Below are 16,556 nucleotides of genomic sequence, written 5' to 3'. Positions count from 1 at the left end.
TTTCCCGTTCTCCAGCGATCTGGGGTCCACCGCCAGGTGGATGACCGGCTCCTCCTTGTTCCCGCTGGAGGCGATGAGCGTGGCCTCGGCCAGGCCGTAGCACGGGTAGAAGGCCTCGCGCCGGAAACCGCACGGGGCGAAGGTGCGGGCGAAGTGCTCCAGCGTCTCCTGGCGGATGGGCTCGGCGCCGTTGAAGGCCAGGTCCCAGCGGCTCAGGTCCAGCTCGGCGCGCTCCGCCTCGGTCATCTTCCGGGCCACGAGCGCGTAGGCGAAGTTGGGGCCACCGCTGCTGGTGCCGCGGAAGTGCGACACCGCCTGCAGCCAGCGCGCGGGCCGCTGCAGGAAGGCGATGGGCGACATCATCGTGCAGGGGAAGCCCACGTACATCGGCTGGATGACGTTGCCGATGAGGCCCATGTCGTGGAACAGCGGCAGCCAGCCGACGCCCACCGACTCGGGGGTGTGACCGAACCCGCGAGCGATGAGCATCTCGTTGTGCAGCACGTTGGCGTGCGTGAGCATCACGCCCTTGGGGATGCCCGTGGAGCCCGAGGTGTACTGCAGGAAGGCCAGCGTGTCCCCGGACACCTCCGGCCTGCTCCAGGAGTCGGCGGCGTCCGCGGGCGTGGCGTCGGTGGCGATCCACTTCAGCGACGCCATCTCCGGCGCCATCTCGTGCATCGCCCCGGACATCTCCAGGATGAACGAGGACGTGAGGATGAAGGCCGCCTCGCAGTCGCGCACGATTGCCCGCAGACGGGGCAGCGTGCGCTCGAGCCGCATCGGGTCCGGCGGGTAGGCGGGCACGGCCACCACGCCGCCGTAGATGCAGCCCATGAAGGCCGCGATGAACTCCAGCCCCGGGGGGAACAGCAGCAGGGCGCGCTGGCCCTGGGCTCCCGCCGCCTGCAGGGCCGCGCCGATCGCGCGCGCGCGTGCATCCAGGTGGGCGTAGTTCCACTCCTCCATCCCGCCGTCCAGGTCTCCTGTCTCCAGGAAGCGGTACAGGAGTTGATTTCCCTGCGTCTCCACGCGCATGCGCAGGAGATCAACGAGGTTGTCGCACTGAGAATGAGGCAGAGCAGGCCGGTTCAAGGCGCCCTCTTAGGTACCCGAGTCGGTTGGAAATCCAAGGAACGAAGATGGTGTCATCGAGCTACGCCGGGCCGTGCCTTTAGAACGAGGCACTGACCTCTACGAGCCCCACATGCAGGGCGAGGCCCGCGCCGGGCAGCTCCGGCCCGACGCCGACGCCCAGCTCCAGCAGCGACAGCTGTGTGGCGCCCAGCGAGAAGCGCGCGGGCGCGGCACTCACGCCAAGCGACACCGCCGGCCTGTTGATCGGGGTGGGGTGCGCGGTCGTGAGGAAGGTGAGGCGATCGCCCGTTAGGGCCGTCAGCGACAGCAGGGCCGCGGGACGCCAGGTACCGGTGCCCCACTGCATACCGGCGCCCGCACGCACGGCGAGCACCCTGCCCAGCAGGCCCAGCGTGCTCACGTCGGCCTGGAAGATGTACCGATCATCCACCGTGTCCCGCACGCCAATGCCGCCGCCGGCACCGCCCATGGTCCGCGCGTCGGAGAGGTACACCATCCCCGTTCCACGCAGGTACAGCGAGAACTGGTGCCGATGGGCGGGTGCGGCGCTGTCGCCGGCTTCGGCCCGGGCGTTCCCCGCGAGCACCAATCCACAGACCAGAAGACCCGAGGCAACGCGGTTCACAGCGGACCTCCCGCCCAGTAGCCCAGCGTGGCGGCATTGAGCTGAACGGCCTGCTGAAAGAGCTCGGGGTGTTCCAGCGTGTCCAGCGTGTCGGTCGGCTGATGGTAGTTCTGGTTCCGGAAGAAGGCGGTGTCAGTCATGAAGAGCGCCTCGCGGCCCGCCGACCAGAACATGGTGTGATCGCTCTGCAGCAGCGGATTCATGGTGGGTTTCAGTCCATCCGCGGGGGCGATGATGGTGACGAGCTTCGTCAGCTTCAGGGCTTCGTTGAGGGCGTGGACCTCGGCGGCGCGGTGGCTGCTGGGGTCGTTGCTGATGACCGCCAGGAAGTCGCCGGCCTCGGGCGAGGGCAGGCCGGGCATGGACTGCTGGGAGCCGGGTCGCTTGCTGAAGTAGGCCACGCAGTCGAGCACCACCGCGGAGGTGAGCGTCTCGTTGCTGGACCAGGCCTTGATGTACCGGTCGCTGCCCACGAAGCTGAGCTCCTCGAGGTCGAAGCCCACGAAGCGCAACGTCCGCTCGAAGCGGTACTGCGACAGCACCTGCGCCAGTTCCAGCAGCGCCGCCACGCCGCTCGAGTTGTCATCCGCCCCCTCGTAGAAGGCGTCGTAGTGCGCGGCGATGAGGACGATCTCCTCGGGGTGTGTGGTGCCGGGCAGATCCGCGATGATGTTGGAGGGCGCGTACAGCTCGTCGTCGATCGTCTGACGCCGCACCTGCAGCCCGCTGATCGCCTTCAAGCGCTCCTCCAGGAGCGTGCCCGTGCGGTTCTTCGACAGGAAGCACGCGTGCTCGGGGAGGATGAGCCCCTTGCTCTTCAGCGGCTCGCAGTCCAGCGGCGTGTCGAGCCGGTGCGACTCGACGACGTCGGTGAGGGTGCTCATCAACCGGGTGCCGTCTACCTGGCCGGCCACCGTGGCGAGCCCCGGCAGGTTGGCGTCCGGCAGCATGGTGGTGGAGCAAGCCGTCAGGCCCAGCATGAGGGCCCCGGTGCATACGGAACGTCCGAAGCGATGCAGCCGGCTCACAGCGACACCCCCACGCGAAGCAGTCCTATGTCGAAACGGATGGCCGAGTCTTGCAAGGAGCCAGTGCTCAGTCGCAGCTCGAGCGCGCTCGCCGTGAAGTGTCCCAGGTTCACCCGCAGCGGCGACACGCCCATGCCCACGTATACCGGGCTCAAACGGGTCTGCTCCTCGTCCGTGGCACCCGCTCGCGGGAAGGGCTCGGGCAGCGTCATGAGCCGGGCGAAGCCGGACACCCCCACCTCGGGTCCCGCGGCCACCTCCCACCAGCCCATCCGCGCCCGGAGCTGCACCGTGGCGAAGACCTCGAGCGGCACGGTGACGAACCGGTTCTCCGGGGGATTGACCAGGCCGCCGCGCAGCCCTCCTCCCACCGTCACCGCGCTCGCGAAGCCCTCGTTGCCCAGCCGGTGGTGGTAGGCCAGCTCCAGCAGCAGGTGATCCCGCGTGCTGCGGATGAAGGAGTCGTAGCGCGACGTCACGGCCCCGACGGAGAACTCGTGGGCGCTGGGATTCGCCAGGGCGGGGCATGGCAGCAGCGCGAGCACCAGGATCGTGGTCACACCGACGACGAACTGCGGGGACACCATGTGCTTCCTTTCATCTCATCGATGGTGGCAGCGGAGCTTCTTCCAACAGAGGTGTGTTTGTCCAGCTTTGCACGAATCCGGAGGCGGATTATCCTGAGGCTCTTGTCATGACTTGCGCTCGCTTGCCAGCACCTGGGCACGTGGGCGCGGCTCGGAGAGAGCAATGGCTTCGCGTAGCACTCAGAACCTGCCCCCGGGACCCAAGGGCCTCCCGTTCTTGGGGAGCTGGCTGGAGGATCAGGCTGACTCGATCGGGATGTTCCACCGCTACTTCAAGCAGTACGGGGACATCGTCCGGTTCCGGCTGGGCGAGATGCCGTTCCACCTGGTGAGCCACCCCCAGTACGTGAAGCACTTCCTGGCGGACAACGCGGCGAACTACCAGCGGCCAGCAGGCATGCCCCGGGGGGAGAAGGAGGGCTTGTTTGGTCTCACCGGGGAGAAGTGGAAGCAGCACCGCAGGCTGTTGCAGCCGGCTTTCCAACGCCCCCGGGTGGAGGCGCTGGTGCCGAAGTTGGTGGAGTGCACGCAGCGGACGCTCGACCAGTGGTGGGAGCCGCATGCTCGCTCGGGGGAGCCCTTCCGCCTGGCGCAGGTGATCTCCCGGGTGATGATCTCGCAGATGTCCCAGGCGGTGTACTCCGAGGACGCGAGCGACGAAGCGTTCTCCGCGACCCGTAACTTCCTGGACTTCGCCAACAACCGGCGGCCGGTGCTGGTGACGGCGTTCTTCATGGCGCTGCCCTTCCTGGACCCGCGCCGGCCCAAGCGCGCCGAGTACCTGCGCGTGCTCTGGGACCTGTCCGCCCAGCACGTGGCCCGGCGGCGGCAGGGGGGCGAGGGCCCGTATGACGACCTGCTCGCCTCGACAATGGCGGCCCGCGACGACAAGGGCGAGGGACTGACCGATACTGAGCTGGCGGCCGAGGCCTTCACCCTCTACTTCAATGGACACGAGGCCCCCACGTCCGCGCTGGAGTGGACGTGGCTCGAGTTGTCGCGTCACCCGGAGATCGAGGAGCAGGTGCGCGCGGTGGTGGAGCGGGTCCTGGGGGACAGGCCCCCGGCGCTGGAGGATCTGCCGAAGTTGGGTTACCTCACCCAGGTGTTCCAGGAGTCGATGCGCCTGAATCCTCCGGCGCCGGTGTTGACGCGGGTCGCACTGGCGGCGGATCGGATGGGGGACTACGACGTGCCCGCGGGAACGAACGTCCTCGCGGCGCCCTCCGTCCTGCACCGGCACCCGGCGTTCTGGGAGGAGCCGGATCGCTTCTTGCCCGAGCGCTTCTCGCCGGAGCAGGAGAAGAAGATTCCGCGGTTCCTCTACGTGCCCTTCGGAGCGGGGCAGCGGCTGTGCATCGGGAACCACATGGGGCTGATGCAGGCCACGCTGGCGCTGGCGATGATGGTGCAGCGGTATCGGGTGACCCCGGTTCCAGGGGCTCGCGTGGTAGGGGCGATGGGTCCCAGCTACCATGTGAAGGGCGGGTTGAAGGTACGCCTCGCTCCGGCGCGCCAGGTCGCACCGAAGGCAAGGCAGCAACTGGCCGCAGGGTAGTCGCGATGCCCGTCTGAGCGGGATGCGTTCGCCTGCTGTTGGGATTCACGCAGGCGGAGGTGGCCAAGAAGGTGGGCCTCGGCGAGAGTGTCCTGTCAGCCATCCAGGCTGTTCGCCGTCGTTGCATCCAACGGGGTGATTGCTATAAACCCCGTCCCACTCAAGGTCCCGTAGCTCAGTTGGATAGAGCGGCGGTTTCCTAAACCGCAGGCCGCTGGTTCGATTCCAGCCGGGGCCACTCGCCCTGCTTCTCAAGTCCTCGGAAGCAGGGCGTTTTTCTGTCTGGTGGCGTTCAGCGGCGTTCAGGAACGTTCGCCGGATTTGGTACCCGTTTGGTACTAGGAGCTTGTCGGAGAATCGCCGAAAAACGACTCCTACATACCAACCATAGCGGTGTGTTTGAGTCGCACTACCCCTCATGTAGTGGGTAGCCGAGGTATTCCGACAGGCTCCTAGGTTCGCCCCTCCTGAAGCGCGGTCTGGGTCGCGCCTCGAACCACCCGAGCAGCCAGGGGCTCCAAGGAAGCCCGTGGGAGCCCCTCCGTAGCGTGTGCCCTGGTGGGGACGTCAGAGAGTACCCCCGCATCCTTCAGCAATACCCACCACCTCCGGTGCGGAAAGGACAGCGTCCACTGCCGGTAGGGCACGTGCGGCAGCACCCGCTCCACCAGGTGCACCGCCGTCACCTGCGCCCGCTTCGCGTTGCAGGAGGGGCACACCCCTCGCCCCGCGCCTCGGCCTGCTCCTCCAGCTCGGGGAAGTAGTTGCGGTGCGACTCGAGGAAGTCACTCACCTCGTCGAAGGGCGAGTAGTCGAAGCGCAGTCCCGGCCCGGAGCCCGCGGTGCTGCCCGGCGTCGCCTGCGTGCGCGCCCGCTCCTCGGCGTTGAGCTGCGCCAGCACGTTCTCCAGCTGCGTGCGCGTGTTCTTGTAGAGGTTGAAGAGCGCCGCCACCGTGCCCGCCAGCTTCGGCTCCGCCGACAGGCTCTGCAGCGACTCGGGGTCGATGTCGAGGCTCTTGAGCAGCGGCTCGTCCAGCAGCTTCGTCAGCGCCTCGTCCACCCGGCCCTCGCCCAGCGTGGACATGAACTGCTCGGGGTCCGGTCGAAGTAGCGCAGGGCCTTCCACAGCAGCGGGAAGGGCATGACGCGCTTGCCCTTCTCGATGAGGTTCAAGTACGCCGGGGAGACCCCCAGGTCCTTGGCCGCGTCCGTCTGCTTGATGTTCCGCGCGAGCCTCAGGCTGCGCAGCTTCAGGCCCACGTTCGCGTTGAGTGCGTTCTCGTTCATCTCGCGCTTCCTGGAGGGGGGTTGTATTCCCAGTAACCGGCCCCTCCGACACGCCACTGTGTGGAGCCTTTTACCGATTTGCAATAAACGTTTTCGGGCGCAACCACTCGTGTCCTCAACGGAACGGAGGGGTGCCCCCCGGTGCATTCCAGCGTGTGATGAAATGGCTAAGTAGTGGATTTTACAGAGCTTTGTAGGCCGCTCTGCGAGCTGTACCACAACACACCAGCGCAATTGTCAAAATTTTATCCAAGCGGTTTACTGGCGAAGGGGTGGGGGCTTGGAGGGGGCGGGAGGGGCGCTGGCGTGAGACCCCTTGAGTCGGCGGTGGCCTGCCCGACCTGGGGGCAGGGGAGTGGCTTCATGGCTCGTTTCCCCACCCCACTGGGAGTGACAAGGGCCATTGCTGACAACACCGGAGCGGAGCGCTGCTTCAGCGAGCTGAAGAGGGCGCTCCGCGGGCTCAGGTGCCAATCAGGCCCGTCGACACGCCCACGTCGGCGAGCTTCCCGTCCCGCTCGACGAGCGCGAACTGCCAGCGCCGCGCCTGAAGGAGTCCCGTCGACTGGCGGAGGTCGCAGTAGACGTAGTCGATTCCCCGCCAGGCGGATTCGTCCCCCGAGGGTGCCTGGGGCGCGAAATCGGCGCCCGTCATCGACTGGCAGCGACAGCCATGGGTTTGCAGCAACCGCTGGGCGTCTTCGATGGGGGAGCCGACCGGGACTTCACCCAGGACCCAGCTCCGGGCGGCCTCCGCTGTCGTCAGCTCCGGGGGCAGTGAATGGCGCGCACAGCCCACGAGGGCCAGCAACGACGAGAGAAGCGTGCGGCGGGACATGGCAGGCACCTCGTGGGACACCGCTCGGAGCTCCGGGTTGTGGACTCCTCGCTAGATGTAGGCGTGTCCCCAGCCGGGGACGCGCAAGCTCGACACCGGGATCTGCTCCGGAAGTCCGCAGTTGTGAAGGAGTGTGCGCACGACAGTGTTGCTGTTGGGCCCGGTGGGCGCGTACGGAATGCCCGCGCCGCTGATGCGTGCCAGCTCCGTCCTGAAGCAGGAATCCTTGCCGCACGCCGCCGACCCGCTCGCCACCCGCACCGACGGGGCGCCCGGATCCCAGTCGATGAAGCCGGGCCGGTAGGGCCCGTGCCGCCCGGTGATGGTGCCATAGGGGGGCGTGCCACCGGGGCCTCCCGGACCTCCGCGATAGGCCGTGACGTTTCCAGCGGCATCCTCGTGCACGATGAAGAGATGCCGGAAGGGCATCCAGCGCGAGCTGATGAACGTGGCGCGCACGTCGACCCGGCAGGTGCCGATCGGGGCCTCACCACCACCGGCGCCGCCCGTCGCGGCTTGATCGGCGGAGGAGCGATCGCCCGTCTCGGAGGTCGCTGTTGCCCCCGTGGCCGAGGCGCCAGCGGCGCTGACCGGGAGATGCCCGATTTGCCGGCGCACCCGTTGGGGGGCATGTCCCTCCTGGACCACATGGGCCAATTCATGCGCGAGCAATCGCTGCCCCTCGCTCGTTCGCGGCGAGTACCGCCCGCGAGCGAACACGATGTGCGAGCCGACCGTGTAGGCCAGGGCGCCTATCTCGCGGGCCGAGGCGTCCGCCGTCTCATCGGCGTGCACGCGAACCTTGCTGAAGTCATGGCCGAACCGGGGCTGGAAATGGGCTCGCGCCGAGGCATCCAGCGCCGCCCCGGGCGAGCGCACGGTGGCTTCCACCGACGCCGGAGCCGCTGTCGTCGCCACGGACGCGGTGGCTTGCTTCGGGCGCACCGTCTGCTCGTCCTCCTGCTCCGTGCATTCCTGACACATCCGCCGTACGGCCGGAGCGGTGGTGCCGGGGTGATGGCCCTGGCCCGTGGGTCCGGCGGAGGGATCCGGCATGCGCAGCACCTGCGTCGCGAGCGCATCGGCGGCCCGCTCCGCCGGATCTTCCACCCGGCCGACACTCAGCTTCGCACGCACGGGCTTCCCGGAGACGCCGAGCGGAGGGGTCGAGCAGCTTCGCGCCACGAAGCCCGGCTCCCCGGAAGCAGGACCAGCTGACCGAGGGTGCTGCGTTGCGAAGACACGCATGAAGTTCTTCTAATCATGGGGCGACGGAGCGTCAATTCCACCCAGGCTGACGGCCAACGCACTCAACGGGCGAAATCGATTCCGGTCAGCGGCTTCGTTGCCTCCCGCTATGTCCAGACGTGCGAGCCTCCTGTCGTCCAGTCCCTCGATGGCTGTTGCTGACCTCGCCGCGCTTGCCGAAGCAGACCTCGCGCGCTGAAGACCGCGGCCGTCACGTCAGCGGTGGGTGCCGGGACCTTCGGCGCCGTTGTGGAACACCTGGCGGGCGAACACGGCATACGGGTCCGCGTTGGCGATGGCCTGCTGGGGTGACGCGGTCGCGTACCCCGCGTGGAACTCGTAGATGTCCTCGACGCGGCCGGTACTGATCGGAACCGACCCCTCGCGCCCGGCGGCATGCGCCTGCTCGTGGATGAGGGTGGTGATCCGCCGGAGCCGGTCCGGGCTGCGGAACCACACGCCGCACAGATGGATCTGCTTGCCGACGCTGTACGCGTCGGCCGTGTCCCGGCACTCGCAGTGATACTCGTCCGGGGAGCGCGCCAGCATGCTCTGCGCGGCCGCGAGACGCTGCGCGATGGTGGTCACCGTCGCCGGATCGGTGGTGTGGAAGTTCTGTTGCAAGGCCTGCGAGACCACCGCCGTCACCGCGGCATCTCCCGAGCGGTAGCGGTTCAGCTTCGAGACGGCGTCGTTGACCCAGCCCTGGGCGACGGTATGCAGGCTGGCGATCTCCGTACGCTCCGTGCCGGTGCATGGGGTGGTGCGTTGCTCGGCGGTCCGCTCTCCCTCGCGCCGGCACCCGGCCAGCAGCAGCCCCGCCAGGATGATCACCCCCACGCAGATGAGCTCGCACCGCTGCACGCCCGGACCCGCGAACGGTGTCACCTGGAGGCCGCCCGGGAGCGCGGACGCCTGCAGCAGCGGCGGAGCGGGCTTGCCGCCGCCCGACGTCGGCCGCGGAACGGGGAGGAAGCCCGAGTACAGCTCCTCCAGGCTCCTGTCCGCGTCCCCGGGGTAGATCTCATTCAGGGAGGGGCTCGGATCGAAGCCGAATTCCACCCCTTCGCCATCGCGGTCGCGCGCCTCGCTCAGGCGCTGCATCACCGGGTAGAGCTTCTGGAACTGGAGTTGGAGCCTCGATCGGATGCCAGCGGGGAGCGCCGGGTCACCGACCGTGGTCAGCGCCATCCGCAGCGCGAGCCGGAGTACCCCGAGGGTGTCGTCGATGGCGTAGCTGGAGCCCGCCGAGTCAGCGGCCGAGCGCTGCACGCCCCCCGCGCCCGCCCGCTGCTGCAGCACGTGCGTGAGCTCGTGGGCGATCAGCCGCCGTCCCGGCTCGCTGTGGGGACGGTATTCGCCGGCTCCGAAGACGATGTGCGGACCCACGGTGTACGCGCGCGCGTTCAGCGCGGAGGCCGATCTCGCCGCCGAGCCGTCGCGGTGCACGCGCACCCTGGCGAAGCTGTGCCCGAAGCGCGGCTCCATGAGCTCGCGGGTCTCGCGGTCGAGCGGTTCCCCCGCGGAGCCTCCGGGCGTGGGAACGGAAGCGGGGCGCGCGCCTTCGGGGGCCATGCACTGTGCCTCGGCCGGTGCCGGTGCCGGGCTCGTTCGCGATGGGGCGGACGACCGCAGCACCCGGTCGGCCACTCGGTCCGCCTCGCGCTCCCAGCGGTCGTCCGAGGGGGCAGCGACCGAGGGCCACAGCCGCCGCGCGGGGACCGAAGCCGTGGCTGGATCCTTCACCGGTAATGGAACGGGGATTGCCAGCCTCGCGCTCATCCGCTCGCCCTCCGTGGCCCACATCTCGAACGCCCGTGGACTCAATCTCCATCCCCTGTGCGGCCCTTTCAATCTCCGTCAGTCGAACCCGACGCCGGTCAGAGGCTTGTCCAGCTTGGACAGCTCGCTCCGCGCGGCGCGTGAGAGGTGCTGCATCCGCACGGGCGTGCCCTCCTCGGCCGCGAGGAACGCCGCGTTCAGGGCGATGTTGCGGATGTTGCCGCCCGCGAGGTCCAGCCGCGCCAGCCTCGCGTAGTCCAGCCCCTCGGTGGGGGTGTCACGGGGGAAGATGCGCCGCCAGATCTCCGCCCGCTCCGCCGGGCCCGGAAACGGGAACTGCACCACGAAGCGGATGCGGCGCAGGAAGGCTGGATCCAACGCGCTCTTCATGTTGGTGGTGAGGATGGCCAGCCCCCGGTAGGCCTCCATGCGCTGCAGCAGGTAGCCGACCTCGATGTTGGCGTAGCGGTCATGGCTGTTGCTGACCTCGCCGCGCTTGCCGAAGAGCGCGTCGGCCTCGTCGAACAGCAGGATGGCGCCGCCTTCCTCCGCCGCGTCGAAGACCCGCCGCAGGTTCTTCTCCGTCTCGCCGATGTACTTGCTGACCACCTGGCTCAGGTCGATGCGGTACAGGTCCAGCCGTAGCTCGTGCGCCAGCACCTCCGCCGCCAGCGTCTTCCCCGTCCCGCTGGGGCCCGCGAACATCGCGCTGATGCCCAGGCCTCGCGCTCCCTTGGACGCGAAGCCCCACGTCTCGTACACCCGCGAGCGGTGCCGCACGTGGGTGAGCACATCGCGCAGCACCTGTTGCTGGACCTCCGGCAGTACCAGGTCATCCCAGACGGCGGCCGGCTCGAGGCGCTGGGCCAGGTCGTCCAGGCGGGGGCGGGCGCGGGCGCGGCAGGCCTCCCAGAGCGCCCGGCCGAGCTCCTCCTCCCCCCCGTATGCCCAGGTCCCGGCACTGGCGTCCCGGATGGCCGGTGCAACCAGGTCGAACTGGGTCACGAGCCGCGCGATCAGCTCGGGCGAGGCGGACGCCACGGGGGCCAGGGCCTCGCTCCACAGCTGGCGCTGCTCGAGAGGAGTGGGCCGGGCCACGTCGAAGGTGGAGACCGCCCGGCCTGGAATCCGCAGGCGCTCGCGGCCACTCACGAGGAGCGGACCTCGCGCGCGTTCGATGAATCGGAGCACCGCACCCATGTGCCCGGTGTCGCCCGGCTCCAGGCCATGACAGTCCAGCAGCAGGGCGCCCCCGTTGAGCGCGGCCTCCCGCCAGAGGAGGCGGGCCAGGGGAATCTCGTCCTGACCCGAGGGCAGTCCCCGCGCGTGTATCCGGTACAGGTCCATGCCCTGCGCGGTGCATGCCGCCGCGGCGATGGCTCGCGTGTCGGCCTCCTCGGGCCCGCAGAGCTGCACCACCGGGAAGCCCTCCTTTGGCGGTTGGGCCCAGAGCACGAGAATCCGCCGGGCCAACGTCTGGTGCGAGGGCACCAGCATGTCCGGAGGCGGTTGGGGCTCGAGCACGCCCACCAGCCGCTCATCTGGATGAGACAGGCCGGCGAGGTAGTGCAGCACGCGCTCGTCGATGCGCAGGGGGCTCGCCGTCAGGGTGTCTCCCGCCCCCACCTCCACGAGCCGCCACCGGCGCAGGGGCGCGCTGGGAGAGAGGGCGCTCCAGTGCGCCTCCGGCAACGCGGCCAGCGCGAGGCCGAAGGTGGGCCAGGGCCGCCGGGGGTCTCCCTGGGCACTGGCGCAGCGCGGGGCGAAGGTGGCGTCCAGCTCCATGCCGGCGCACAGCAACAGCACGTCGCGCTCGAAGGGGGAGAGCTGGAAGAGGGTGCGGAGCCTCTCCAGCGCGGCCGGGGCCGGGAGCGCGGCGGCGGCTTCCTCGAGGGCCTGTTCCTCCTCGGGCGCGGGCTCCCGAGGCTCCTTCGCCGCGTGCCGCTCCAACCTCACGCGCACCCGCGCGAGCGCCGCGGACAGGTAACGCTGGTTGGCCTCGGTCCAATCCGTCTCCGGGCCATCTGTCACTCGGGCGGTGTCCTCCTCGTCCCGGGCCGTCATGGGAGCGCCATCCGCGGTTGGCCCAGCTCGAGATCGACGGGGCTCTCGGCGCCATCCACCTGCACGCGCAGCAGGTAGTCCCCCGCCACCACGGTGGGCAGGGTGAAGGTGAGCGAGGCCGCATCCGCCGTCGCTGTCCGCGTGACGCCGAAGGCCTCCGCCTCGGTGCCCGCGGGGACGCCGAGCCGGTTCAACAGCAGGACGACGCGCTGGCCCTTGCGCACCGGCGGCTCGAGGTCCACCCGGAGGTCCGCGCCCGACTTCGAGAAGGCCGCCTTGGGTCTCAGCACGAAGGTGGCCAGGCCCGACTCCACGCCCGGGTGCGGCGTGGGCGGCTCGCCCAGGTCCACCGTCTGCACCACCTGCACGGCCTGCACCCCGGCCCGCAGCGTGCCGGGCAGCACCACGGTGAGCTGGGTGTCGCTCTGCGGATCCGCGCTCAGCGGGAGCGAGGTGTCGCCGAGCCTCACGGACGTGGACGCCGCAGTCGCGCCCATCAGCTCCCGGCCGCGGAGCACCAGTCGGTGCCCCACGAGGATGGGCTGGCCCTCGACGATGGGCTGGCCCGCGCCCGGCGCCTGGGACAGGACGCGCTCGATGACCGGTTGGTGCAGCGGCAGCACCGCGATGACGGGCCTGGTCACCGGGAGCGGGCTGGGCGTGAGGTCGCGGCTCTCGATGAGCACCACGCTGGCCTGGTAGGCCACGGAGAGGACATAGGGCGTCTGGAACAGCGACCAGAGCCTGTTGAGCTCGTCCGCCGACAGCGTCACAAGCGTGAACCGGACCGTGTCGATGGCGTCGGCGAGGTCCGAGGGCTTGAGGTCGGGATCATCCGTGTCGAGCAGCGTCTGTTGGATCTGCTCCCGGGTGAGCTCGGGCCGCGAGTGGAGCAGCTGCGTGACGGCCCCGAGCAGCATCTGGGGCCGGAGGGTGGCCTCGTCGCCGGAGAAGCTCAGCAGGTAGTGCAGGTCGAGCGCGGCCTTGGGGCGCTGCAGGAGCTGACCGTTGGCGCTCCGGGTGGGGGCGTCCGCGTTGCGGCGGGCCGCGTTGGGCGTCACCTGGTACAGGAAGATGTTGACGCCCGCGGAGGTGGTGGTGGGCGTGCCACCGCTGCTGCTCGGCGCCTGGGGGCGTCCGGTGCTCACGGACACACCGGACACGAAGTCCTTGAGCTCCTCCGTCAACCGGTCGCGGAGGGCCGCCGTCACGGTGGCGATGGCGAGGTGGTTGCTCATCAGAAGAGGAACCGGATGGTGTTGAGCTGTGCCCAGGGAAGGTTCAAGAAGTCCCTGCGCTCGGGCAGCGCGGCCTGACCGAGGAAGACGTTCCCGGTGATGGCGGTGGCGGCGGGGACGAGGATGAAGAGCCCGATGGTCCGGGGCAACTTGATGGGAACGAGGAAGAAGCTCCACGGAGTGGGCGCCGAGGTGGCGGTCGGCGGAGGCCGGTTGTGGATGATGTTCCCCGTGACGGTGCTCTGATCCACGTTGAGGATGCGCGCCGCTGGCTGCAGGAAGGAACGGGTGCGGAGCCGGTTGTTGCTCACCAGGAGCGACCAGACGGGCAACGTCGTGGGCAGGGGCCCGGTGAGCGGTAGCTTCTCCGCGTCCCACACGGTGAGGGCCGCCGTGGACAGGGGCGCGCTGTCGCGGCCCGTCTCGACGGTGTTGTCACTCACGTGGATGGACGCCTGCTGCGGGCGATCGGGCGAGGTCTGTTGCTCGAGGGCCGCGAGGATGCGATGCAGCGGCCCGAAACGGGGCTCCTGGTCCTTGAAGTCTCCGGCGGTGGTGAAGGGGATGTCGGGCACCTGGGGCATCCAGGACACGGCCTGGGCGGCGAGCAGGCTCAGGTTCCTCACGGAGTTGAGGTTGAGATCCGAGCCGGCGAGGGCGCTGTCCACCAGTTGTAGCAAGCCCCTGCTGCGGGCCGGCAGCGGGTAGCCTCGTGCGAGGGTGCTCGCCACCAGGACGAGCGGGTCCGTGAGCAGCGCGAGCCCCGCCTCGTAGAACTCCCCGAAAGCCGGTGGGGAGCCGGAGATGAACACGAGCATGTCGGAGTTCGGCAGCAGCTCGCGGAGATCGTCGAGCGGGCGCCTCAGGTTGACCTCGCTGGGGTCCGTCACTCCGGCATAGGCCGAGGCGTGCAGGGTCATCAGCCAGAAGCCGGCGTAGCCGTTGCGGACCTCGTTGGACTCCAGCCGCACGGAGCCGGGATCCGCCTGGATGAAGATCGCCGCCGAGAGGTTGGAGAACTGATTGTCCCGGAAGAGGGCCTCGTCGAGCCGGGGCGGTGCCAGCGCTCCCCGGATCTTCGTCTCCCGGGTGAGCGGGGTCTGGGGCGGGGTGGCGGGCTGGAACACGGTCGAGGGCGTGTGCAGGAAGCCGAAGCTCATGCGCTGCCACTCCTGACCCTGCGGGGCGGGGGTCTCGGTGGCGAGGAACTGGTTGTCCCGGACCTCGAGGCCGATACAGGTATCGTTGGCGAAGATGCCCGCCGAGAAGGAGGGGCCCTGGACAAAGGCCGAGGCGTCGAACCGGCAGCCCTCGACGGTGACCTGGGAGACCCTCACCAGCCGCAGGCCGATTCCCACCGCGAGGCCCTTGAGGAACAGGATGAGCTTATCATCGGCCCGCGACTGGAGCTCCGCGAATGACAGTGAGGCGAGCGTGGCTCCTTCCGCGTCGGTGAAGGGGACGGGGACGAGGCGGAACCCCAGGCCGCGAAGGGTGATGCGGCTCGCCTGCTCCAGGACGATGAGCCCATCCAGGAACCTGTTTCGTCGCGACTCCTCCAGGGTGAGCACCGCGCCCTTGCAGCCTTCGAGCGTGAGGCCGTTGTGTCTCGAGTCGATCCGCAGGGGCTCCTGGAGCGGGTAGAGCCCAGGCTGGAAGCAGACGGTGAAGGGGGCCTCCCCGTTTTCCTCCGCGATCTTGTCGATGATCTCCTGGAGCCGCGTCTGGGCGAGCACCTCGGGCGTCACCGTCACCTTGCAGCACCCGCCGCCCGCCGGCCGCTCCTCGAGCGCCTTCACCCGCGCCGTCAATTCGACGAGGTTGTCGAACGGCGGGCGGCAGTCCGCGAGCAGCTTGCCCTCCCCGTCGTCCCACTCGACGAGCGCGAGGGGGCAGGCCCACTGGCGCGGCCCGTCCGGGAACTGGGGGCCCTCGAGGTAGCGCGCGGGGTAGAGCTGCTGGGGAGTGCTCGGGCGCACCGCGAACATCCAGTAGTCCCCGGCCACGAGCAGGCCCTCGACGGTGCGCACGCGCAGCCCCGTCTGTCCGAGGAGCACGGGGGCCTCGAAGCCCGGGTCCAGCTCGTCCTCCCAGATGCGCACGAAGAGGGCCGGCGTGCTGTCCGCGTCCTGGTAGACGTCCGGCAGGGCGTCCGTGCTCAGCGTGAGGAGCCGCTCGTTGGGCTCGTAGGGCTCCGCCCCGAGCTTGAAGGTGAGCCCCGTGGGCGCGGCGGTGTGCTGCCCGTTGTCGAGCCGGACCGCGGCACGCAGGACCTCCACGATCTGGCCTTCCCTCGGGAAGTGGAAGTCATCGACCGGGGGGGTTCTCAGCTTCACCTTCCGGCCCTTGTCGAACAGGTCCACGCGGTACAGCTGGGAGCCGTTGTCATAACCCCACAGCAGCTTGCCCGCGGTGGAGACCTGCACGCGGATGAGTTGGTTCTCCGCGCCGAGGTAGCCCGCCTGCGCGGCTGGCTCGCATGCGGAATCCCCCCCCGGCTCCGGAGGGACGAGCCCCACCTCGAGCTGGGCGGTCGGCATCAGCCGCATCGTGTCCGGGTCGAACCCCAGCCCCTGGTTCTCCCATTGCTGGCGCGCCTGGTTGAGCGCTTCCTGGCAGGTGGTGGTGTTCTCTGAGACCGCGAGCCGCACGATGTGCTGCGTGAGGCGCGTGCGCTGCGAGGTGTCCGGCCCTCCGAGCGCCACCTCGCGCAGCGCCTCGTCCTCCACCGCGCTGACCTCCCGCTCGCTCAGGTGCAGGTAGATGAGCTCGCGCGAGACCGAGTCGCCGGGTGGTTCGAACACGGGCCCGTCCACCCACTCGGTGTGCTGCTGGCCCCAGAAGGTGGTGTCGAAGGGGGGCAGGGTGTCGGGCCGCGTCACCCGCAGTCCGCCCACGTACATCGTCCCGGGGCTCACCCTGAAGTTGAGCGGCAGCTTGCTGACGGGCACGTCGTCGAAGCGCACCGCATAGCCGTCATCCGGGGTGCCCTGCGGACCCACGAAGTCCAATGCCTCGGCACGCTGCTCTTCGGCGGCGAGCTCCTGCGCCTCGTTCAGGTCGGCCTCGATGACGACCCGGCCCTGCTGGGCGACGACGGACCGGTAGCGCTGCTGCGCATCGTAGGTGTTCCGTGCTCTGTCACTGCCCATGTGCTCTCCCTCGTTGCCCGGCCGGGCGGAGGTGCTTGCTTTCCGTGGGCC

Annotated in this window: 10 protein-coding genes, 1 tRNA gene and 2 pseudogenes; 2 read left to right on the top strand and 11 right to left on the bottom strand. The window is 69.4% G+C overall.

Annotated elements, in window-relative coordinates; translation table 11 throughout:
• Positions 1–123: 123 nt before the first annotated feature.
• The 4 genes and pseudogenes from OV287_RS30065 to OV287_RS30050 all read right to left on the bottom strand — a co-directional run.
• Positions 124–969, bottom strand: a pseudogene (locus OV287_RS30065) (AMP-binding protein); the annotation flags it as partial.
• A 205-nt stretch (positions 970–1,174) separates the two neighbouring features.
• A complete protein-coding gene (locus OV287_RS30060) occupies positions 1,175–1,723 on the bottom strand; it encodes a hypothetical protein (RefSeq protein WP_267537483.1) in 549 nt (182 codons plus the stop codon).
• The gene (locus OV287_RS30055; RefSeq protein WP_267537482.1) at positions 1,720–2,703 is read right to left on the bottom strand and encodes a M28 family peptidase; all 984 of its coding nucleotides are present in this window, start codon (positions 2,701–2,703) and stop codon (positions 1,720–1,722) included. Before OV287_RS30055 ends, OV287_RS30060 begins: the two co-directional genes overlap by 4 nt.
• Before the next feature lie 44 nt (positions 2,704–2,747).
• A complete protein-coding gene (locus OV287_RS30050) occupies positions 2,748–3,338 on the bottom strand; it encodes a hypothetical protein (protein ID WP_267537481.1) in 591 nt (196 codons plus the stop codon).
• 163 nt (positions 3,339–3,501) lie between these two features.
• Between OV287_RS30050 and OV287_RS30045 the strand changes: the two genes are divergently transcribed.
• Positions 3,502–4,896: a cytochrome P450 gene (locus OV287_RS30045; protein WP_267537480.1), complete on the top strand. Its 1,395-nt coding sequence runs from the start codon at positions 3,502–3,504 to the stop codon at positions 4,894–4,896.
• Between the two features lie 164 nt (positions 4,897–5,060).
• Positions 5,061–5,134: transfer RNA gene (locus tag OV287_RS30040), tRNA-Arg, on the top strand.
• Positions 5,135–5,626: 492 nt separating this feature from the next.
• Here OV287_RS30040 and OV287_RS30035 read toward each other — a convergent pair.
• The 7 genes and pseudogenes from OV287_RS30035 to OV287_RS30005 all read right to left on the bottom strand — a co-directional run.
• A pseudogene (locus OV287_RS30035) lies at positions 5,627–6,183 on the bottom strand (helix-turn-helix domain-containing protein); the annotation flags it as partial.
• 463 nt (positions 6,184–6,646) lie between these two features.
• Positions 6,647–7,021 carry a hypothetical protein gene (locus OV287_RS30030; RefSeq protein WP_267537479.1) on the bottom strand — a complete coding sequence of 125 codons (375 nt, stop codon included), beginning with the start codon at positions 7,019–7,021 and terminating at the stop codon, positions 6,647–6,649.
• 51 nt (positions 7,022–7,072) lie between these two features.
• The gene (locus OV287_RS30025) at positions 7,073–8,206 is read right to left on the bottom strand and encodes an eCIS core domain-containing protein (protein WP_267537478.1); all 1,134 of its coding nucleotides are present in this window, start codon (positions 8,204–8,206) and stop codon (positions 7,073–7,075) included.
• Between the two features lie 279 nt (positions 8,207–8,485).
• A complete protein-coding gene (locus tag OV287_RS30020) occupies positions 8,486–10,096 on the bottom strand; it encodes an eCIS core domain-containing M35 family metalloendopeptidase (protein WP_267537477.1) in 1,611 nt (536 codons plus the stop codon).
• 33 nt (positions 10,097–10,129) lie between these two features.
• Positions 10,130–12,115 (bottom strand): ATP-binding protein, encoded by a 1,986-nt coding sequence (locus OV287_RS30015; RefSeq protein ID WP_267537476.1) that lies wholly within the window; start codon positions 12,113–12,115, stop codon positions 10,130–10,132.
• Entirely contained in the window at positions 12,112–13,353 is a 1,242-nt protein-coding gene (locus OV287_RS30010; protein WP_267537475.1) for a Pvc16 family protein, read from the bottom strand. Before OV287_RS30010 ends, OV287_RS30015 begins: the two co-directional genes overlap by 4 nt.
• Positions 13,353–16,505, bottom strand: coding sequence for a DUF6519 domain-containing protein (locus tag OV287_RS30005; RefSeq protein ID WP_267537474.1), 3,153 nt, complete (start codon positions 16,503–16,505; stop codon positions 13,353–13,355). Before OV287_RS30005 ends, OV287_RS30010 begins: the two co-directional genes overlap by 1 nt.
• Between the last annotated feature and the right edge of the window lie 51 nt (positions 16,506–16,556).

The sequence above is a fragment of the Archangium lansingense genome (genome assembly GCF_026626635.1).
Lineage (GTDB): Bacteria > Myxococcota > Myxococcia > Myxococcales > Myxococcaceae > Archangium > Archangium lansingense.
Note: the sequence above shows the minus strand (reverse complement) of the source record. Positions and strands in the feature narration are given on the sequence as shown.